This window comes from Actinomadura fulvescens (genome assembly GCF_039533225.1).
In the GTDB taxonomy this organism is placed as follows: Bacteria; Actinomycetota; Actinomycetes; order Streptosporangiales; family Streptosporangiaceae; genus Spirillospora; species Spirillospora fulvescens.
In genome coordinates, this window is the sequence record NZ_BAAATD010000005.1 from 657,697 (window position 1) to 676,111 (window position 18,415).

The following is an 18,415-nucleotide window of genomic DNA, read 5'->3' on the forward strand; positions in this document are numbered from 1 at the left end:
CGGCGGGGTCGCCGCTCGTCGCACGCGTGCCGTTTGTCGCACGCGACGGACCGCTCGTCGTTTCCTCCGGCGGACCGGTGAACCTACCGCGCGGTACCCGGTTAGCTTCATCGAATTCCGTGGAGCCGCCGGCAGGGCCAGTGGGGGGCAGGAACGGCCATGGCCGTTCCTCAAGCCTGCGGCGGTCCACTCGGGGCGGGGGAAGGGGTCGCGGCGCCCAGCCGATGGGTGCACATCGGTGCCGCGGCCCCCTTCGCCCCGCCCGAGCCCACATCCCCCGAGCCCGATGTGACGAGCACCATATAAAACGGCCATTCCTTTTTCAGAGGAACGGGTCAATGCTGGGGTCAAGAGAGTGTTCTTCACAACGGGGTGAGGCCTCCATGCATTCCGCGTTCGCACCGGCCCTCCAGATTCCCTGGCGGCGCGCGGGCAAAGAACTCCTCCTCATCGCCGTGCTCTTCGCCGCCTACAAGCTCGGGCGCGTGCTGGCCGCCGACCACGTCGCCACGGCCTTCGGCAACGCGGGCCGCCTGTGGGAGCTGGAGCGGGCGCTGCGGCTGCCGAACGAGGCGCGGGTGCAGGACTGGCTCCTGAACGAGCCGGGGGCGGTCCGGGCGGCGAACGTCTATTACAAGTTCGCGCACTTCCCGGTGACCGCGGTCTTCCTGGTGTGGCTCTACCTGCGGCATCCCGCCCACTACCGGTGGTCGCGCACGGTGCTCGCGGTGCTGACCGGCCTCGCGCTGGTCGTGCACTTCGCGGTGCCGCTCGCCCCGCCGCGCATGCTGGGCGGTCTCGGCTTCGTCGACACGGGCGCGCGGTATGGACCGGCCGTCTACGGATCGCCCGAGTCCGACCAGCTGGCCAACCAGTTCGCCGCGATGCCCTCGCTGCACGTCGGCTGGTCGGTGCTGGTGGCGGTCGGGATCATCGCCGCCACCCGCGGGCCCTGGCGTTGGCTGAGCGTCGCCCATCCAGTGATCACCACGTTCGTGGTGGTCGCCACGGCGAATCATTACTGGCTGGACGGGATCGTCGCGACGGTCGTGCTCGTTGTCACCATTGTGACCCTGCGGCCGCCGAAGCCGGTCGCGCCCGACGCCCACGGGAGGACCGTTGACCTCGCCACCGTCCGCCGGCCTGACGCCGGCGAAGCAGGAACCCCCGGAGAACGAGTCCCCGCGCCGTCCCGGGACACGGCTGCTGCGTAAGGCCGTGGTCGGCGTCGCCGGCACCGCGCTGATCGCCGCGGGCATCGCGATGCTGGTGCTGCCCGGCCCCGGCATTCTCGCGATCTTCGCCGGTCTGGCGCTGCTGGCCACCGAGTTCGAGACCGCCAAGCGGGTGAACGACTGGGCCCGCGCCCGTTTCCACGATCAGTGGCAGAAGGTCCGCGGCCGGGTCGGCCGCGACCGGCAGGGCAAGACGAGCGACACCGCCGAGAGCGCCGAGAGCGTCAAGACCGCGCGGGACTGACCAGAGGCGGGGCGACACCGGCGGCTCCTGGACGCACGGTCGCACCTGGAGTGGGCGCCAGGTGCGACAATCCCCCCGATGACCATTGATCGTCTTGAGCGCGCGCTCGTCTCGCTGCGAGGTCTCGCGGTGGGTGACGCGCTCGGCTCCCAGTTCTTCGTGCCCGCCAACCGCCCCGGGCTTGAGTCCCGTTCGCTGCCGCCCGCGCCGTGGCGGTGGACCGACGACACCGAGATGGCGAGCGCGCTCGTCCTGGAGCTGGCGCTGGCCGGGGGCGACCTCGACCAGGACCGGCTCGTCGGGCGCTTCGCCGGCCACCACGACTTCGACCGCGGTTACGGGCCGTCCACCAACCGGTTCCTGCGCCTCGTCCGGGAGGGGGCGGACTGGCGTGAGGAGCTCGCCGGCCTCTTCGACGGCCAGGGCTCCTGGGGCAACGGCGCGGCGATGCGCGTGGCGCCGCTCGGCGCCTACCACGCCGGCTGCCCGCAGCGCGCCGCTCACCTGGCCGAACGTTCGGCCACCGTGACCCACACCCATCCCGAGGCGGTCGCCGGAGCCGTCGCGGTCGCCGTCGCCGCCGCTGCGGTCGCGTCCGGCCGCCGCTCGCCCGGGCAGATCATCGACGCCGTCCTGGATCAGGTCGCCGAGGGCCGCGTCCGCGACGGCGTCGTGCGCGCCCGCCGGCTCCTCACGCTGAGCGACCCGCGCGCCGCCGCCGAGCAGCTCGGGAACGGACGCGACGTCAGCGCGCAGGACACGGTGCCCTTCACGCTCTGGGCCGCCGCCAAGCACGCCGGCGACTTCGAGGAGGCCGTCTGGGCGACCGCGGCGGCCATGAAGGGGGAAGGGGAGGTGGGTGGGATCGACACCAACTGCGCGATCGTGGGCGGGATCGTCGCGGCCGGGATGGAGCCCGGCACGCTGCCCACCTGGTGGGATCGGGGCACCGAGGACCTGCCCGGTTGGCTGGTGATCCCGCCGGTGACGAGACCGGCCACCGCGACGGGTCGTGACTGGAAGACCGAGCCGATGCGGCGGCCCGCGCCGCTGCCGCCGCCGGACCGGATCTGGGCGCCGTACGAGTGGGAGACCATCCGCCGGGGCCTCGTCCCGGCGGAGATGGAGGAGAAGTGGTTCGCCTACGTCGAGGCTGACCGGCTCCATCTCCACCGCAGCTGGACCGGCTACAAGATCTACGAGGCCTTCTTCCAGCCCGTCGACGGCGGCCTCCAGATCACCGAGGCGTGGATCGAGCGCGATCGCGGGATCTACAAGGGCGGGGACGACGAGCACGAGACGGGCGTGCTGCACGGCATGATCGAGCGCCTCCTGCTGGGCTACTGGTGCTGAGCCGACGTCGTCCCTCCTCCCGCGCGCGGCACCCCCGCACCTCAGGCACCCCTTCTCACCTGCGATGTTCGAACGGTTTCGAACGTGGTCACCGTGCCCTTGACGGCTCTACTCCGGGTAGGTAATTTCCGAATCACGTTCCAGTAGGAAAGCGGGCCGGCCCATGTCCACACCGGTGATCGCGGTCTACGGAGCGTACGGCCACACCGGCCGGCTGGTCGCGGCGGAGCTCCGCTCCCGGAACCAGAACGTCATCCTCGGCGGGCGCGACGCCGGCGCGCTGGACGTCATGGGCGCCGAGCTCGGCTACCCCGTCCACCCGGCACCGCTCGACGACCCCGCCGCCCTTCGCGAGCTCTCCCAGCAGGCGGACGTCCTGATCCACTGCGCCGGCCCGTTCACGGTGACGGGCGAGCCGGTCGCCACCGCCTGCGTCGAGACCGAATGCCACTACGTCGACCACGCGGTCGAGCCCCATCACGTGCGGCGCCTCTTCGAGGACTTCCAGCGCAGGGTCCAGAGCACCGGGATCGCGATGGTGCCGGGCATGAGCCTGTACGGCGGCATCGGCGACCTGCTGGCCGACGCCGTGGCCGACGGGCTGCACGGCATCGACCGCGTCACCACCGCGTACGCGGTGAGCGGCCGGCAGGCGAACAACGGCGCCAGGGAGACCGCCGCGCGGTTGTTCGCCGAGGCCGAGCGCATCACCTACACCGGCGGCGAGTTCCAGATCGGGTACGTGAGGCCCCGCAACGTCGTCTTCGCGTTCCCGCCGCCGATCGGCCCCCGCACGATGATCGCCCCGTTCCCGTCCTGCGAGATCGTGACGATCCCGCGGCACGTGCCCGCCCGTACCGTCGAGGCGCTGTTCACCGCCGACACGTTCACCGAGCGGCAGGTCCTCGTCGGCGAGCAGGCCGGCACCGCCGGGCGGGGGCGGAGCGAGTTCACCGTCGCCGCCCAGGTCATCGCCGCGCACGGCAGCCGGGCCGGGCGGGTGACCGGCACCGACCCGCGGCGGGCCGGGGCCCTCGCCTGCGTCGAGGCCGCGCTCCGCCTGATGGAGGTGCCGTCCAAGGCGGGTGTGCTGAGCCCGGCCGAGGCGTTCCCCGCCGACGTCCTGCTCCGCGCGCTCGAACGGCTCGGCGCGTTCACGCTGACCATCGAGAGGCGAGCCCCATGACGCTCGTCACCGGCATCCGGTGTCCGGTTTACGACGTGGCGCCACCATCGGCGGCACCGGCGATCTAAGCTGAGCCTCCCGCGGAATCCCGCCGGATATATCCGGCTCGTCGGAGCGAGGTCGTCATGCGCCTGCTGCCTCGGTCGATCCGCGGAAGAGACACCGTGATCTCCGCCGTGGTGGCCCTGCTGGTGCTGAGCGCGCTCGCCGGCGCGTCCGAGATGCTGCTGCGCAACATGCTCACGCAGCGGGCCCTCGAAGACGCGCAGTACGTCGCCCGGCAGGCGAGCGCGGCGGTCCGCGAAGGGAAACTGGACAACCCGATCAGGGAGGACGCGGGCGGGGCCGCGCTCGTCCAGCTGGTCTCGTCCGACGGCCTGGTGCTGGCGGCCAGCCCGAAGGCGGCGGGGCGGCCTCCGCTCGTCAACGTGCGGCCCCGCCCCGAGTCGCGGGTCCGCGACGTGACCGTCTGCCTGGACGGCCAGTGCTACGCGGTCTGGGCGATCCGGGTGACGACGGCCCCCGACTCCCCCACGGTGTACGGCGCGAGCAGGCTGCCGTGGGTGATGACGTCCGGCCTCCTCGAACTGCTGCTGGCCGGCGCCGTGGTGGCGCTGGCCGCGCTGGCCGCCGGGACCACCTGGCAGGTGGTCGGCCGTACGCTGCGGCCGGTCGAGGAGATCCGGCTGCAGCTGGCCGAGATCAGCGGCAGCGACCTGACCCGGCGGGTGCCCGAGCCTCCCGGCGCCGACGAGATCGCCCACCTCGCCCGTACCGCGAACGAGACCCTGGACCGGCTGGAGAAGTCGGTCACCCGTCAGCGCCAGTTCGCCTCCGACGCCGCGCACGAGCTGCGCACCCCGATCACCGGCCTGCGGGTCAATCTCGAAGACCTGGCGATGTACCCGAACGACACCGACATACCGGCCGCGACCCAGGCCGCGCTGCGCGCCACCGACCGGCTGGAGTCGATCGTCGCCGACCTGCTGCTGCTCGCCCGGATCGGTACCGGCGCGGCCGTGCAGGAGGACGTCGACCTCGCCGAACTCGTCCGCGCCGAGGTGGCCACCCGGTCCTGGATCGCCGCGCCGCGCACGCACCTGACCCCCGGCCTGACGGTCACGGGCGTCCGGGTGCAGCTGGCACGGCTGCTCGGCAACCTGCTCGACAACGCCGAACGGCACGCCAAGCAGACGATCGAGATCGAGGTCCGGCGCGCCGTCGACGAACCGGGCGTGGCCGTTGTCGTCGTCACCGACGACGGCCCCGGCATCCCGAAGGCCGACCGGGAGCGGGTGTTCGACCGCTTCACCCGCCTGGACCCGGCCCGCAGTCGCGGCTCCGGCGGCGCCGGGCTCGGGCTCGCCATCGCCCGTGACATCGCGCTCGCCCACGGCGGCTCGCTCCGGATCGAGGACAGCCCGCGCGGCGCACGTTTCGTCCTGCGCCTTCCCCTCCTCTGAGGCGGCGTCACGTCGCGGGCCGCCTGGCCATCACATCGCGGGCTGGCGATCACATCGCGGGCTGGCGTCCCCACGCGCTGACGAGCGCCTCCGCGGCGTCCACGAACCGGGGGTCGCCGAAGAGCGCGAGCGCGGCGTCGATCTCCGCGTCGGTGATCAGCTCACGGGCGACGAGGGCCGGACGGAGCTGGCCGAGGAAGATCCGCCAGAACCGTTCGGTCGGGCCGCCGTCGCCGACGATGAAGACCTCCAGCGCCAGGCCGAGGTCGACCAGCCCCGCGTCGGCCAGGATCGCGGGCTGCCTGCGCCGCGCCCACCCGACGTCCTCGCCCTGGCTGCTCAGCAGGTCGGCGACCGCCGTCATGGCCTTGTTCCAGAGTGGATAGGGCGAGGTGGCCTTCGGGAAGTTGCCGATGTCCTCCAGCACGAGCCACCCGCCCGGGGCAAGCCAGCTCGCGACGCGCTTCACCAGCTCCTCGCGTTCGGGCAGGTGCATGAACAGAGCACGCGCATGGATCAGGTCGAACGAGCCGGCGGGAAAGTCCAGGAGCCGCAGGTCGCCCTCCCGTACCTCCAGATTCGGCGCCCAGCTCGCGTCCAGGTATCGCACGTCGATGTCGACGGCCGTCACCGTGCCGGCGGGGAAGCGCCCGGCCATCCAGCGCGTCACCGACCCGGCGCCCGCGCCGAGCTCCAGGCAGCGCGCGGTCGCCGGAAGCTCCCCGGCCCGGGCACCGAGCACGTCGAGGGTGACCGGATCGAGGTGCTCCTCCAGCAGCCGGAGCCGGTCCAGCTCGGTCGGGACGTCGTGGCTCAGCACACCGCTGCTGTACTGATCGGACACGCTCTCCTGCTCGGTCATCTCGCGCTCTCCACGATCAGCGCGTGCGGACAGCCCGCACGGACAACGATCCCCAAAGCTAGATGATCTCTTCGCGCCGAAGGTACGAAACGGACTATTCGGCGGCCGTCCGGGCGGGGCGGGTCAGCGGACGGACAGGCGGGCGGCGCGGGCGTTGAGGTAGCGCTGCTGCGGCAGGCTGGTCGCCCGGCGCGCGGCCTCCGCGTACGTGGTGCGAGCCGCCTCGCGTTCGCCGGCCATCTCCAGCAGGTGCGCACGGACGGCGAACAGCCGGTGATCGTTCGAGACGTGCTCGTCGGACGCGAGCCCGTCGAGCAGCGCGAGCCCTGCCGGCGGGCCGTCGGCCATGCCCACCGCGACCGCGTGGTTCAACCGCACCATCGGGTTGGGGGCGAGGCGCAGCAGCACCTCGTACAGCGCCTTGATCTGCGGCCAGTCGGTGTCCGCCGCGGTCGGCGCCTCGTCGTGGACCGCGGCGATCGCCGCCTGGAGCTGGTAGGGACCCGGCCTTCCGCGCGGCAGCGCCGCGCTGATCAGCGCCACGCCCTCGTCGATGGCGGCGGCGTCCCAGCGCGAGCGGTCCTGTTCGGCCATCGGGATCAGCGCCCCGTCCGGCCCGATCCGCGCCGGGCGGCGCGCGTCGGTCAGCAGCATGAGCGCGAGCAGCCCGGCCACCTCGCCGTCGCCCGGCAGCAGCCGGTGCACCATGCGGGCCAGCCGCATCGCCTCGGCCGACAGCTCGGGACGGAACAGGTCGGGACCGGACGTGCTCGCGTACCCCTCATTGAAGATCAGGTAGAGCGTGTGCAGGACGGCGCCGAGCCGCTCGTCGTGGTCCACCGGCATGCCGAACGGGACGCCGCCGGCCCGGATGCTCCGCTTGGCCCGGCTGATGCGGCGGGTCATGGTCGCCTCGGGCACCATGAACGCGCGAGCGATCTCGGTGGTGGTCAGGCCGCCGACGGCCCGCAGCGTCAGGGCGATCTGCGAGGCCGGGGTCAGCGACGGATGGCAGCACATGAACAGCAGGATCAGCGTGTCGTCGGATGCGGTCGTCGGGTAGTCGGCCGGGGGCGCCATCCACCGGCCGGGAAGCGCCCACTGGGCGATCGTGTTCTCGCGCCGCCGCCGGGCCTGCTCGCTGCGCAGCAGATCGGTCAGGCGCCGCGCCGCGACCGTGATGAGCCAGCCCCGCGGGTCGTTCGGAACGCCCTCGACCGGCCACTGCGTCACGGCGGCGAGCAGGGCCTCCTGCACAGCGTCCTCAGCGGTGTCGAAGTTCCCGTACCGCCGCACGAGCGCGCCGAGGACCTGCGGCGCCAGTGTGCGCAGCAGGTCCTCGGACGCCTCAGCAGCGGCCACGCCGATACCTAGAGGTCGTAGTCACCGGCGCCGCCCGCGACCGGACGCACGTCCACGTACCAGTCACGGCCCAGGTCGGCGTCCGGCGGGTGCGGGGTGTCGGCCAGCCGCGCGGCGATCTCGGTCGCCCGGTCGAAGCTCGCGCACTCGACGATCGTGAACCCGGCGAGGACCTCCTGGGTCTCGGCGTACGGCCCGTCGGTCACCACCGGGGCCCCGTCGCGCACGCCGATCCGGCGGGCGTGCACCGGCGCGGTGAGCGCGTGGCCCTCGACGAACTCGCCGGACTCGACGAGCGCGTTGTTCCAGGCCGCCATGAACTCGTGCAGTGCCGCGACGTCCTTCTCCTCCCAGGCCGGCGTGGCCCCTTCCTGGCCGGTCAGAACGTCGTAGTCCCGCTGCGATCCGTACATCATGATCATGTACTTCATCATCGGCTCCTCTCTGGCGGCGCCCCTCCGGCGCCTTCACCAGAGACGTCGGAGCCGCGGCCGCCGACCGGACACCCGTCCCCAAGATTTTCAGAAACCTCAGCGTCTGCCGAAGTTCTTCCTGGCCGCGTACCGGCGCAGCTGGTCCCAGTCGTCGCCGAAGTGGACGTGGCCAGGTGCTATGCAGCCCAGGGTGATGGGCCGCGGCGCCTTGTAGCGGGGCGCGTGCAGGTTCGGCTCGCTCGCGAAGTCGAGGGCCTCGGCGATGTTGCGGGCGGCGGCGTCGCGGACCGACAGCGGCTCCAGCCCCCACCGCCATTCGATCGCCTTGAGGATCGACGTGTGGTCGTACACCTCGTGCGCGATCGCGCCGCGCCGGGCTCGCGGGGAGATCAGCAGGCACGGCACCCGGAAACCGCGCAGCCCCGTGCCGAGGTCGGGCCGCGGGTCGGGTCCCTCCGGCGGCACGACGTGGTCGAAGAAGCCGCCCCACTCGTCATAGTTGATGACCAGCAGCGTCCGGCCCCAGCCGGGGCCGTTGGTGATCGCCTCGTACACCTTGTTGAGGAAGTGCTGCCCGAAACGGATGTCGGCGAGCGGGTGTTCGTCCTCCGACAGGCCGGGGACGAGCTCCCCGACGAAGCCCGGCTCCACGAACGAGACGGCGGGCAGCCTGCCCCGCGCCGCGTCGCCGTAGAACTCGCTGATGTGCCGGCTGATGCCGAGGTGCTTGAGCCCCCACAGGGCGGTGAACGGAACGTCGCTGAAGTAGTACTTGTGCGGGACCTTCTTCGCCGCGAGCCGGTCCCAGATCGTGGTCAGCTCGGAGAACTCGAACGCGTTGTTGATCCGGTCGGTCTGCCCCGCGTGCTGGAAGATCCGGTTGGGGAACGTGGAGGACATGATCGCCGGGAAGTAGCGGTCGCACACCGTCCAGTCCCGGGCGGCGCCGCCGTAGAAGTTGAGGTCCGGGCCCTCGAAGTACCCGATGGCGAAGACATCGCTCTCGCCGGACCGCAGCCATCCGTCGCACTTGCCCCCGTTCAGCTGGACGCGGCCACCGGCGTAGCTGTGGTCGGGGTCCTGGAAGCCGCAGCCGTGCGGGGCCTTGAGGTGGTGGGTCGCGTGCTCCCCGCCCTCCCTGTCGGTGAACGTGAGCCCCGCCTGCCGCCCGTCCGCGCCGGGCAGCCAGCCCAGGTAGTGGTCGAACGACCGGTTCTCCATCATCACGACGACGATGTGGTCGATGCCGGACTCGTCCGGCCGCGGGAGCTCGGACACCGGCGCTCGCCGCGAGACCGCGCCGGTCTGCGCCGCCCCGGCCTCCGCCGCCGCGGCTTGGGCCGCGCCGCCCGCCACCGTGGCGGCCGCCGCCGTGGCCGCCGAGCCGGCGAGAAACCCACGCCTGGTCAGTTCGTCCATGCCACTCGTCCTCTCACGCGGGGGATGCGTGGGGAGCATGACGACACCGAGCCCAGCGGGATAGAACAACAACCAACAAATCAGCACGCGGAAGATGAAGTTTTTTCAGAGAAGCGCGGGACACCCGCCACGCCGCGAGCCCCGCTGTCCGGGACCGGCCACTCGCGGCCAGAAGAACGATCAGAGGGGATCGAAGGCGAGATAGCTCCAGTGCAGGCCCGGGCGCCCCAAGAGATCCTCACCCCGGCTGCGGTGCACGCAGGCAAGGCCCGCCCGCCTGGCCACGGCGACCGTCTCGGCCGCGCTCACCTCGTACATGCGGCGGTTGCGCGGCGCCGGCCCGTGCCGCAACGTCATGACGATCCGCCCGTCCGCGGCCAGCAGGCCCGCCAGGCGCTTCATCCCGACCGCCCGTTCCTGGTCGTCCAGGTGCATCCACACCGCCGACAGCAGGATCATGTCGAACGCCTCGAACCGCGCCGACACCACGGGCAGCTCGGGCAGGGCGTCGTCGACCCATTCGACGGGCTCCGGATGCGCGTCCCGCCCGAAGGCCCGCAGCTCCGCCGTGGGCTCCACCGCGATCACCCGGTGCCCGAGCCGCGACAGGGCGGCCGCGTCGCGCCCCGTCCCGGCGCCCACGTCCAGCACGGACGCGGGGGCTTCCGGGAACAGATGCAGCACGGCACCGTGCACATCGGTGAACCGCAGGCCCTCGTACTGCCGGGCCAGAACGTCCGCGTCCTCGCCGTAGCCGTTCATGCGCCGAGCCGCTCCCCCGTGCGTTCATCGATCATGGGACCCGTCCACCACCCGGCGCGGCGTCCGCGGCACCGCGCGACACCACCAGAGTGCGGCCCCGCACCCCGCCTGTCACCCACTTTCCGCAAGGATCGGGTGACAGCCCGGCGCCGACCCCACTGGTCGACCGTCCCGTCCCGAGACGAAAAAGCACGCGGAGATTTCCGCACCCCCGTTGCATGACCATGCATAACAGTGCATACTCTTGCTCATGTCCAAGGTGCTCTCCTCCCTCCCAGTCGGCGAACGCGTCGGGATTGCCTTCTCCGGCGGCCTCGACACCTCGGTAGCGGTCGCGTGGATGCACGAGAAGGGTGCGGTGCCCTGCACCTACACCGCCGACCTCGGCCAGTACGACGAGCCCGACATCGCCTCGGTCCCCGGCCGCGCCACGGCGTACGGCGCGGAGGTCGCCCGGCTGGTCGACTGCCGGGCCGCCCTCGTGGAGGAGGGCCTGGCCGCCCTGGCGTGCGGCGCGTTCCACATCCGGACCGGCGGCCGCGCCTACTTCAACACCACGCCCCTCGGCCGGGCCGTCACCGGAACGCTGCTCGTACGGGCGATGCTCGAAGACGACGTGCAGATCTGGGGCGACGGCTCCACGTTCAAGGGCAACGACATCGAGCGGTTCTACCGCTACGGCCTGCTCGCCAACCCCTCCCTGCGGATCTACAAGCCGTGGCTGGACGCCGACTTCGTCAGCGAGCTCGGCGGGCGCACGGAGATGTCCGAATGGCTGCTCGCCCACGGCCTTCCGTACCGGGACAGCACCGCGAAGGCCTACTCCACCGACGCGAACATCTGGGGCGCGACGCACGAGGCCAAGGCGCTGGAGCACCTGGACGCGGGCATCGAGACGGTCGAGCCGATCATGGGCGTGCGGTTCTGGGACACCTCCATCGAGATCCCCGCCGAGGACGTCACGATCGCCTTCGAACGGGGCCGCCCGGTGACGATCAACGGCAAGGAGTTCCCCTCCCCCGTCGACCTGGTGCTGGAGGCCAACGCGATCGGCGGCCGGCACGGCCTCGGCATGTCCGACCAGATCGAGAACCGCGTCATCGAGGCCAAGAGCCGGGGCATCTACGAGGCGCCCGGCATGGCGCTGCTGCACGCCGCCTACGAGCGGCTCGTCAACGCCATCCACAACGAGGACACCCTCGCCACCTACCACAACGAGGGCCGCCGGCTGGGCAGGCTGATGTACGAGGGCCGCTGGCTGGACCCGCAGGCCCTGATGCTCCGCGAGTCCCTCCAGCGCTGGATCGGATCGGCCGTCACCGGTGAGGTCACCCTCCGCCTGCGGCGCGGCGAGGACTACTCGATCCTCGACACCGCCGGACCGGCGTTCAGCTACCACCCCGACAAGCTCTCCATGGAGCGGACCGAGGACTCCGCGTTCGGCCCCGTCGACCGCATCGGCCAGCTCACCATGCGCAACCTCGACATCGCCGACTCCCGCGCCAAGCTGGAGCAGTACGCCCAGCACGGCATCGTCGGCGACCAGCACATGGTCGGCTCGCCTCAGGCCGCCTCCACCGCTCTCATCGGCGCGATGCCCGAAGGCGGCGCGCAGGCGATCGCGTCCCGCGGCAAGGCCCCCGCCGACGAGCTCCTCGACCACGCCGCGATGGAGTCCGGCACCGACTGACCCGGCGAGCGGAGGTCAGGCGGTCTCCACGAGCAGGTGCACGATGCCGGCCGGGTTCGTGATCCAGTGGCTTCGGGATTCGGGGTTCACGAGGGGTTCGACCTCGTCACATGGGGTGATTCCCGTGCCGGCGAGCTGCTCGACGGCGGCGTCGAGGTCGTCGGTGTGGAGCTGGAGCCACAGGTCGGGCTGGCTGAAGTTGTCCACGCAGTCGAGCCACAGGGTGGTCGGACCGAACCGCACCGCGTGGGTCCGGGAGACGGTCGGCGTGCTGGAGACGTCGTCCTCGCTGACCTCGAAGCCCAGGGTGTCTCTGTAGAAGGCCACGGTGGCCTCGTACCGGGCTTTGGGGATCTTCATGGCGATGTTCAGTCCGGCGGTGAATCTCGGTTCGTTCATCGTGTCCCGCTTCCTCGGTCCTGGTCGTTCGCGTCCAGTGCGTGTTCCAGTGCGGCCAGCCGGTCGTCCCACCGGTTGGCGAGGGTGGCCAGCCACACCTGAGCGCTGCGGATGGCGGCAGGTTCCAGCCGGTAGGGGTGGCGGCGGCCGACGGGTTCGCCGGGGCTGATCAGGCCCGCTTCGGCGAGCTGGCCCAGATGCTTGGCCACCGCCTGCCGGCTGACGGGCAGCCGGGCCGCCAGTTCGGTCACGGTGGCGGGCCCGGCGCGGGCCAGCTCGTCCAGGAGCGCCCGCCGTATCGGATCGGTCAGCGCCCCGAACACCGCGATGGCTTGCGCCTCCGGGTCAGACGGCGGCATCGAGATCGGCGAGTTTGACGTCCCATACCCGGTCATTGGTCGTGTGGGCGGCCCGGGCCACCTCGTCGGCGGCCTGGGCGAACCCGCTCTCCACCAGGCGCAGCCGAGTGCCTTCGGCCACCGGCTCCAGCGTGAACTCCACCAGCGTCCGGAGTGCGTCCTCCTGCGGCAGCCCCTCGATCGCCCATCTGAAGGCGAAGCGGTGCGGCGGCTCGACGATCGCGACCGTGGCCACCGATTCGTCGTCGTCCCACCGGAAGAACGCCCGCCCACCGGGACGCAGATCGATCTCGACCACCGAGGCGAACCATCTCGCCAGCCCTTCGGCAGTGGTCAGCGCGGCCCACACCCGCTCGATGGGATGCGCCAGCACCACCTCACGCTCGATCGTGTCCAGCATCGATCCCCCTCGCATCGCAACCTTGAGGTTGCCATCAATCGCAACCTACAGGTTGCGATGCCGATTTCACAAGCGCGACGCGAAGGCCATCGGCACCCTTCTGCAAACGAAAACGATTATCGCTATCATGCTGCCCACACGCTGTGTCGTCGTCGAACTCCCCGACGTGTCACCAAGTCGAGCCGGCAAGGAGCCCCATGGCAGTCCCCAAGCGCAAGAAGTCCCGCAGCAACACCCGCAAGCGCCGCTCACAGTGGAAGGCCGACCGCCCCGACCTCGTGCCCATCACCGTCGAAGGCAGCCGCATCCTCGTGCCCCGCAACCTCGTACGCGCCTACCAGAACGGCCTCCTCCGCGATACGGCGACGTGACGCAAGACGCATTGTCCACAGAGAGGAGAACGCAGATGCCCGCGCCTCGCCGTACCGAACGGCGCCACAAGCCCAACCCGCTGCAAGGAATCGCCTACATCGACTACAAGGACGTGAACCTGCTGCGACGGTTCATTTCCGATCGCGGCAAGATCCGCAGCCGCCGCGTCACCGGAGTGACCGTCCAGCAGCAGAAGCAACTGGCCAGGGCTATCAAGAACGCCCGCGAGATGGCCCTGCTCCCCTACGGCTCCCGCCCCTCGCCGAGGCAACCGTGAGAAAGGGACCACGATGAACGAGACAGCACGCGCCGAAAACGGGCTCGGCTATGCCGTCAACGCGCCGTACTACGACCTGATCTTCCCGGCTCCGGTGCGGGCGACGCTGGAAGGCGCTCTTCGGACGCTGCTGCCGGACGCGCGTACCGTCGCCGAGATCGGCCCTGGCACGGGGCTCTTCACCGAGACCCTCGCCCGCCTGCTCGGCCCCGAGGCCGAGATCTTCGCCATCGAGCCCGCCCGGATCATGCGGGCGGCGCTGATGACCCGGCTCGCACGGTTGCCCGAGGCGAACGTGACGGTGGTGCCCGACGACGCCCTCGACGCGGAACTCGACGTTGAACTCGATGCCGTCGTGCTGTTCAACCTCATCATGCATTTCGGCCCGGACGACCGAACCCGGCTGTGGCGCAAATGGGCCGGCGCGCTGCGTCCCGGCGGGACGCTCATCATGGAGACCCAGTTCCCGCAGACGGCGACCCCCGTTCCCGAGACGGTCGTGCCCGGCGGCGGCCTCGGCCGGCACCGCTATGACACGGTCAGCCGCGCAGACGTCATCGACAAGGACAGGATTCGCTGGGTGATGACCTACCGCACCTGGGCGGGCGACAAGCCGGTGCGCGCGGAGACCGCGGACTTCGACTGCTACGTGATCTCCGACGAGATCCTCGCCCAGGAACTCACGGCCGCCGGGCTGGTCCCGCACCCGGCGTCGCCCGAGGGAATCCAGGCCTGGCAGCGCCCCCACCACTAATGGCCGACGACGCCGGCGGCCGGGTCGCCTGGGTCCAGACGCCGGCCACCGTACGAGCGCCTACCGCATGTTGTTGATGGTGGTCATGGCCGTGTTGTGTCGCGTGTTCTGCATGTCCATGAGGAAGTCGTAGATCTCCTCGCTCTCCTGCTGAGTCGGCGGCTCCGCGGGAGTGGGCGCGGCGGCCGGCTCGGCCTCGGCGGACACCGTCCCGTCTTCGATCATGCCGTCGGCGTCTTGAGCGAGGCCGCCGTACGAATCGTCGACGCCCATGTGCGGCATTTCTTCCAGCGTGGCCTCATCCGGCAGCTGGTGGAACCCTTCCGTCATCACGAACTCCTTCGCGCGTTGTGGATGATCGTGCTTGCTAGCCGGCGAAGACCAGCACCAGCGACAGGAGGCCGAGGCCCAGCGAGATCCACGTCCAGAGTTTCGCCCGGTTGAGCGCCTCCTTGGCCCCGGCCACGTCGCCGCCGTGGACCGGACGCGCGGGCGGCTGGACATGTTCACCGGGAACCCGGGCCGGGCCACGAAGGTCCTGCTGGACGCCGCGGAGTCGCAGGAGAGGGAATCGCCGGGATGGGCCGACGGCGCGTTCGCCGACGCGGCGATGTCGGCGTTCCTGGCCGGTGACCCGGTGCGGGCCGTGGATCTGGCGTTCCGCGCCCAGACGCCGTCGGACCGGCCGGGCGACCAGGTGGAGCTGATCAGCGGCCTGATCATCGGCACGGCCCTCACCCATCTGGGCCGCGTACCCGAGGGGCTGCGGATGCTCCGCGAGTCCGCCGCGATCGTCCGTCAGCACGGTCTGGACCTGGAGGACCTGGAGTACGCGGTGTTCACCGCGCTCGCCCACGCCTGGGTGGGCGACCTGCCCGCCGCACGGGCGCTGTCGGAGACCCTGGTCCACGATCTGCGGCGCCAGTCGGCGCTGGGCATCCTTCCGCTCGCGCTTTACGCGGCCGCCTACATCCAGGCGATGTCGGGACGCTTCTCCTCCGCCTCCACCCAGGCCGCCGAGGCGGTCGAACTGGCGCACGACACCGGCAACTCGCTCTGGTCGTTCTTCGGCCTGAGCTGCCTGGCCCTGATCGAGGCACACCAGGGGGACGAGACGCCGTGCCGCAAGCATGCGATCGACGCGCTGACCCTGCTCGGCTCGTTCGATCTCCAGTACCCGCGGGACGCGCTGGACGCCCTGGGCCTGCTGGAGCTGAGCCTCGGCAGGCCGGGAGCGGCCCTCCAGCATCTGGAGGCCGCGCACCAGGACCCCCAGACCGACACCCCGCCGGTGTTCGACGGCCCGCCGGGCGCCGATCTGGTCGAGGCGTACGTACGCTCCGACGGGCCCGTGCCGGACGACATCCTCGCGCAGGTGGAGAGCCAGTCGGGCAACCTCGACTTCGCCATCAACGCGGCTCTCGCCTGGCGGTGCCGGGGCCTGCTGGCCGACGACGAGAGCTTCACCGCCTGCTTCGTCCAGGCGCTCGACCTGCATGCGCACGCGGGGTCGCCGTACGACCAGGCCAGGACGCAGTTCTGTTTCGGTGAACGGCTGCGGCGCACGGGCCGTCGCCGCGACTCCCGCCGGCAACTCCGCGAGGCGTACGAGCAGTTCGCCCAGCTAGGCGCGAACCAGTGGGCCCGGCGCAGCGCCGAGGAACTGCGCGCCACGGGCGAACGCGTCCGAAAAGACCCTGCCGCGCCCCCCGAGAAGCTGACGCCGCAAGAACGCAGCGTCGCTTCGGCCGTCGCGAACGGGGCCACCAACAACGAGGCCGCCGCCGCACTCTTCCTGAGCCCAAAGACCATCGAGGCGCACCTCGGCCGCGTCTACCGAAAACTGGGCATCAGATCGCGCTCGGAGCTGGCGGCCAGCTTCCGCCAGTCCACCTGACTCGTCGGCGTTGGAGGGTGATCGGAGTTGGATTCACGGCTGGCGTCTTGGGCGCTGGGCCGGATTCCCGTACATCGGCGGGCGACCATCGGGACGCGGTTGGTTATGCCAGGACTCGTTGCCGTAGGCCTGGCATAGCCCGTACGCGGCGTGGTGTGCAGACGGCCAAGGCGCGGCATCTGGATGCGGTAGGCGGATCGGCTTGACCGTGCGGTACTCGAAGTGCCACCACTCGTTGTCGTAGACGCGGTAGAGCCCGTACCGCCCGCCGTGCCGTTCGAGCCACTGCGCGCCCTCGGTCGGCCGGACGTCGAGCGCGAGGCCCCGCACGTGGTTGGACTCCTCCGGTGGCAGCACCCGGCGGCGTGCCGCCGACACCGAGCCGGTGCGCCGCACCTCCTCGGTGAAGATCCGGTGCTGTTCGGCGGCGTCGCGATGTCCCGAGGTGAGGCCGATCAGCTGCCCGTCGCGCCAGAACGCCTCGGCCCGCGCGTATGTGAACGCCGTCAGCGTTTCCGGTGCCAGCCCGCGGAGATCCTCGGCGGGGAAGCGCAGGCTCAACGCCCACTGGCAGGCCAGGAAGCGGGCGCGGCCCGGTGCGCGGCAGAAGGCGACCGGCACCAGCAGCACCGCGACGAGCCGGGTGACGGTCGCGAGGATGTGCACTTTGATCGCCAAGGGTGGATAGGTCACGATTCACCGCCTCAGGGTCAGGCCGTACGCAGGGCCTCGGTCGGGGACAGCCTCGCGGCGCGCAAGGCGGGCATCAGGCCCGCGATCGCGCCGATGACGATGGCCGAGCCGATGCCGCCCGCCCACGCTTCGGCGGGGATGACGACCGCCCAGCCCTTGACGTTGGCGTACACCGCGGTCGCGAAGACTCCGGCGGCCACGCCGACCACCCCGCCGAGCACCGCCAGCATGATCGCCTCCGCCAGGAACTGCGTGCGGATCTGTCCTCGGGTCGCCCCGAGCGCACGGCGCAGGCCGATCTCCGAGCGGCGCTCCAGCACGGAGATGATCATGATGTTGGCCACGCCGACCGCGCCCACGATCAGCGCCACCACGCCGAGTCCCAGGAACAGGCTGTTGAACGCTCCCTTCGCTGCGGCACGCGCGGTGAGCGCATCGGAGGGCTGGCTCACGTTGACCTCGTTCGGAGCCGCCGGGTTCGCGGTCCGGGCGAGCACCGACTGCACCTGTTCGACCGTGTCGGTCTTCGCCCGTACGTAGAGCGTGCTCGGCGGGCCATCCACCGGCTTGCCGCGGGCCATGCTGGTGTGGCCGAGGTAGCGCCGCGCCGCCGGATATCCGACCAGGGCGCTGGTGTCGACGTCCGGCGCGAGGGTCGCGGGAGCGAGGATCCCGGCGACGTAGAACCACTGCCCGTCCAGCCACACCCGCTGCCCTGGATGGACACGGCTGAACCCCAGCCGCTGTGCCGCCGCCGCGCCGAGCACGACGGCGGGCTGTGTCGCCGTCGCCTCGTTGAGCCAGCGGCCCTGGGCGACGCCGGCGCCGGCCACCTGCGGCAGGTTCAGACTCGCCGTCTGGACCTTCAGCCCGTTGGTGCTGATCGGAGGAATCAACGGGCTCCGGTACACCTTCGCGTCGCTGACCGTGCCGGTATGCGCCACCTCCTCGACGGACCCGAGCCGCGACACCCGGGCGGGCGCGGCGACCGGCATGACCGCTTCCTCCTGGGTGAAACTCTGGCCGGTCTTGGCGGTCAGCAGGTTCGTGCCGAGCCGGTCGATCTCCGCCAGCAGACCGGCCTGGGAGGACGACGACAGCCCGAGGACCGCGACGATCGCCGTGGTGCCGATCGCGATCCCGAGCGCGGACAGCCCCGCCCGCAGTGGCCGGGCACGCAGCCCGGTGCTCGCCACCCGGGCCTGGTCTCCGGCGCGCAAGCGTGCCGGCACGAGATGGGTCGGAACCCGCATG

21 protein-coding genes are annotated in these 18,415 nt (G+C 71.3%); 10 read left to right on the forward strand and 11 right to left on the reverse strand.

Annotated features, from left to right (window positions below; translation table 11 throughout):
- Positions 1-383 precede the first annotated feature (383 nt).
- The 5 genes from ABD333_RS22000 to ABD333_RS22020 all read left to right on the forward strand — a co-directional run bounded on the left by ABD333_RS22000 (position 384) and on the right by ABD333_RS22020 (position 5,481).
- Complete coding sequence (locus tag ABD333_RS22000; RefSeq protein ID WP_344543642.1) at positions 384-1,214, forward strand: phosphatase PAP2 family protein; 831 nt, start codon at positions 384-386, stop codon at positions 1,212-1,214.
- Between the two features lie 4 nt (positions 1,215-1,218).
- A complete protein-coding gene (locus tag ABD333_RS22005; protein ID WP_344543644.1) occupies positions 1,219-1,479 on the forward strand; it encodes a PGPGW domain-containing protein in 261 nt (86 codons plus the stop codon).
- A 78-nt stretch (positions 1,480-1,557) separates the two neighbouring features.
- Positions 1,558-2,832: an ADP-ribosylglycohydrolase family protein gene (locus tag ABD333_RS22010; protein ID WP_344543645.1), complete on the forward strand. Its 1,275-nt coding sequence runs from the start codon at positions 1,558-1,560 to the stop codon at positions 2,830-2,832.
- Positions 2,833-2,995: 163 nt separating this feature from the next.
- The gene (locus ABD333_RS22015; protein ID WP_344543647.1) at positions 2,996-4,018 is read left to right on the forward strand and encodes a saccharopine dehydrogenase NADP-binding domain-containing protein; all 1,023 of its coding nucleotides are present in this window, start codon (positions 2,996-2,998) and stop codon (positions 4,016-4,018) included.
- Between the two features lie 125 nt (positions 4,019-4,143).
- Entirely contained in the window at positions 4,144-5,481 is a 1,338-nt protein-coding gene (locus tag ABD333_RS22020) for a sensor histidine kinase (protein WP_344543649.1), read from the forward strand.
- A 49-nt stretch (positions 5,482-5,530) separates the two neighbouring features.
- Here the strand turns inward: ABD333_RS22020 and ABD333_RS22025 are convergent, their stop codons facing one another.
- The 5 genes from ABD333_RS22025 to ABD333_RS22045 form a co-directional block, all read right to left on the reverse strand.
- Positions 5,531-6,343 (reverse strand): class I SAM-dependent methyltransferase, encoded by an 813-nt coding sequence (locus ABD333_RS22025; RefSeq protein WP_344543650.1) that lies wholly within the window; start codon positions 6,341-6,343, stop codon positions 5,531-5,533.
- A 123-nt stretch (positions 6,344-6,466) separates the two neighbouring features.
- The gene (locus tag ABD333_RS22030) at positions 6,467-7,705 is read right to left on the reverse strand and encodes an RNA polymerase sigma factor (protein ID WP_344543652.1); all 1,239 of its coding nucleotides are present in this window, start codon (positions 7,703-7,705) and stop codon (positions 6,467-6,469) included.
- An 8-nt stretch (positions 7,706-7,713) separates the two neighbouring features.
- Positions 7,714-8,139 carry a YciI family protein gene (locus ABD333_RS22035; RefSeq protein ID WP_344543653.1) on the reverse strand — a complete coding sequence of 142 codons (426 nt, stop codon included), beginning with the start codon at positions 8,137-8,139 and terminating at the stop codon, positions 7,714-7,716.
- 96 nt (positions 8,140-8,235) lie between these two features.
- On the reverse strand, positions 8,236-9,558 hold the full coding sequence (locus ABD333_RS22040) for an alkaline phosphatase family protein (protein WP_344543655.1): 1,323 nt from the start codon (positions 9,556-9,558) through the stop codon (positions 8,236-8,238).
- 180 nt (positions 9,559-9,738) lie between these two features.
- Positions 9,739-10,320 carry a class I SAM-dependent methyltransferase gene (locus tag ABD333_RS22045; protein ID WP_344543656.1) on the reverse strand — a complete coding sequence of 194 codons (582 nt, stop codon included), beginning with the start codon at positions 10,318-10,320 and terminating at the stop codon, positions 9,739-9,741.
- Between the two features lie 250 nt (positions 10,321-10,570).
- Between ABD333_RS22045 and argG the strand changes: the two genes are divergently transcribed.
- A complete protein-coding gene (gene argG, locus ABD333_RS22050) occupies positions 10,571-12,010 on the forward strand; it encodes an argininosuccinate synthase (RefSeq protein ID WP_344543658.1) in 1,440 nt (479 codons plus the stop codon).
- A 15-nt stretch (positions 12,011-12,025) separates the two neighbouring features.
- Here argG and ABD333_RS22055 read toward each other — a convergent pair whose 3' ends face one another.
- Genes ABD333_RS22055 through ABD333_RS22065 form a run of 3 tightly spaced genes read right to left on the reverse strand, consistent with a single transcriptional unit; the run spans position 12,026 to position 13,168 of the window.
- Positions 12,026-12,409 carry a VOC family protein gene (locus ABD333_RS22055; RefSeq protein ID WP_344543659.1) on the reverse strand — a complete coding sequence of 128 codons (384 nt, stop codon included), beginning with the start codon at positions 12,407-12,409 and terminating at the stop codon, positions 12,026-12,028.
- Positions 12,406-12,768: an ArsR/SmtB family transcription factor gene (locus tag ABD333_RS22060; protein ID WP_344543661.1), complete on the reverse strand. Its 363-nt coding sequence runs from the start codon at positions 12,766-12,768 to the stop codon at positions 12,406-12,408. The genes ABD333_RS22055 and ABD333_RS22060 overlap by 4 nt, the downstream gene beginning before the upstream one ends.
- The gene (locus ABD333_RS22065; RefSeq protein ID WP_344543662.1) at positions 12,755-13,168 is read right to left on the reverse strand and encodes an SRPBCC domain-containing protein; all 414 of its coding nucleotides are present in this window, start codon (positions 13,166-13,168) and stop codon (positions 12,755-12,757) included. Before ABD333_RS22065 ends, ABD333_RS22060 begins: the two co-directional genes overlap by 14 nt.
- Before the next feature lie 197 nt (positions 13,169-13,365).
- Here ABD333_RS22065 and rpmF point away from each other — a divergent pair, with 197 nt between their 5' ends.
- The 3 genes from rpmF to ABD333_RS22080 are packed head-to-tail and all read left to right on the forward strand — an operon-like array spanning position 13,366 to position 14,571.
- Complete coding sequence (gene rpmF / locus ABD333_RS22070) at positions 13,366-13,539, forward strand: 50S ribosomal protein L32 (protein WP_344543664.1); 174 nt, start codon at positions 13,366-13,368, stop codon at positions 13,537-13,539.
- A 35-nt stretch (positions 13,540-13,574) separates the two neighbouring features.
- Positions 13,575-13,817 (forward strand): 30S ribosomal protein S18, encoded by a 243-nt coding sequence (gene rpsR / locus ABD333_RS22075; protein ID WP_344543666.1) that lies wholly within the window; start codon positions 13,575-13,577, stop codon positions 13,815-13,817.
- A 13-nt stretch (positions 13,818-13,830) separates the two neighbouring features.
- The gene (locus tag ABD333_RS22080; protein ID WP_344543667.1) at positions 13,831-14,571 is read left to right on the forward strand and encodes a class I SAM-dependent methyltransferase; all 741 of its coding nucleotides are present in this window, start codon (positions 13,831-13,833) and stop codon (positions 14,569-14,571) included.
- Between the two features lie 60 nt (positions 14,572-14,631).
- Here ABD333_RS22080 and ABD333_RS22085 read toward each other — a convergent pair whose 3' ends face one another.
- Positions 14,632-14,901, reverse strand: a complete 270-nt coding sequence (locus ABD333_RS22085; RefSeq protein ID WP_344543669.1) for a hypothetical protein — start codon at positions 14,899-14,901, stop codon at positions 14,632-14,634.
- A 145-nt stretch (positions 14,902-15,046) separates the two neighbouring features.
- On the opposite strand from ABD333_RS22085, the gene ABD333_RS22090 reads away from it, so the two are divergent.
- Positions 15,047-16,468, forward strand: coding sequence for a helix-turn-helix transcriptional regulator (locus ABD333_RS22090; protein ID WP_344543671.1), 1,422 nt, complete (start codon positions 15,047-15,049; stop codon positions 16,466-16,468).
- A gap of 33 nt (positions 16,469-16,501) precedes the next feature.
- Here ABD333_RS22090 and ABD333_RS22095 read toward each other — a convergent pair whose 3' ends face one another.
- Positions 16,502-17,161: a M15 family metallopeptidase gene (locus ABD333_RS22095; RefSeq protein ID WP_344543673.1), complete on the reverse strand. Its 660-nt coding sequence runs from the start codon at positions 17,159-17,161 to the stop codon at positions 16,502-16,504.
- A gap of 17 nt (positions 17,162-17,178) precedes the next feature.
- Positions 17,179-18,414 carry an ABC transporter permease gene (locus ABD333_RS22100; protein WP_344543675.1) on the reverse strand — a complete coding sequence of 412 codons (1,236 nt, stop codon included), beginning with the start codon at positions 18,412-18,414 and terminating at the stop codon, positions 17,179-17,181.
- Position 18,415: the final 1 nt, after the last annotated feature.

Bases quoted from the DNA above. Each gene is read 5' to 3' on its own strand.
- ABD333_RS22000 (WP_344543642.1), top strand. From the start codon at position 384: ATGCATTCCGCGTTCGCACCGGCCCTCCAGATTCCCTGGCGGCGCGCG.
- ABD333_RS22010 (WP_344543645.1), top strand. From the start codon at position 1,558: ATGACCATTGATCGTCTTGAGCGCGCGCTCGTCTCGCTGCGAGGTCTC.
- ABD333_RS22015 (WP_344543647.1), top strand. From the start codon at position 2,996: ATGTCCACACCGGTGATCGCGGTCTACGGAGCGTACGGCCACACCGGC.
- ABD333_RS22020 (WP_344543649.1), top strand. From the start codon at position 4,144: ATGCGCCTGCTGCCTCGGTCGATCCGCGGAAGAGACACCGTGATCTCC.
- ABD333_RS22025 (WP_344543650.1), bottom strand. From the start codon at position 6,343: ATGACCGAGCAGGAGAGCGTGTCCGATCAGTACAGCAGCGGTGTGCTG.
- ABD333_RS22035 (WP_344543653.1), bottom strand. From the start codon at position 8,139: ATGATGAAGTACATGATCATGATGTACGGATCGCAGCGGGACTACGAC.
- ABD333_RS22040 (WP_344543655.1), bottom strand. From the start codon at position 9,558: ATGGACGAACTGACCAGGCGTGGGTTTCTCGCCGGCTCGGCGGCCACG.
- ABD333_RS22045 (WP_344543656.1), bottom strand. From the start codon at position 10,320: ATGAACGGCTACGGCGAGGACGCGGACGTTCTGGCCCGGCAGTACGAG.
- argG (WP_344543658.1), top strand. From the start codon at position 10,571: ATGTCCAAGGTGCTCTCCTCCCTCCCAGTCGGCGAACGCGTCGGGATT.
- ABD333_RS22055 (WP_344543659.1), bottom strand. From the start codon at position 12,409: ATGAACGAACCGAGATTCACCGCCGGACTGAACATCGCCATGAAGATC.
- ABD333_RS22060 (WP_344543661.1), bottom strand. From the start codon at position 12,768: ATGCCGCCGTCTGACCCGGAGGCGCAAGCCATCGCGGTGTTCGGGGCG.
- ABD333_RS22065 (WP_344543662.1), bottom strand. From the start codon at position 13,168: ATGCTGGACACGATCGAGCGTGAGGTGGTGCTGGCGCATCCCATCGAG.
- rpmF (WP_344543664.1), top strand. From the start codon at position 13,366: ATGGCAGTCCCCAAGCGCAAGAAGTCCCGCAGCAACACCCGCAAGCGC.
- rpsR (WP_344543666.1), top strand. From the start codon at position 13,575: ATGCCCGCGCCTCGCCGTACCGAACGGCGCCACAAGCCCAACCCGCTG.
- ABD333_RS22080 (WP_344543667.1), top strand. From the start codon at position 13,831: ATGAACGAGACAGCACGCGCCGAAAACGGGCTCGGCTATGCCGTCAAC.
- ABD333_RS22085 (WP_344543669.1), bottom strand. From the start codon at position 14,901: ATGACGGAAGGGTTCCACCAGCTGCCGGATGAGGCCACGCTGGAAGAA.
- ABD333_RS22100 (WP_344543675.1), bottom strand. From the start codon at position 18,414: ATGCGGGTTCCGACCCATCTCGTGCCGGCACGCTTGCGCGCCGGAGAC.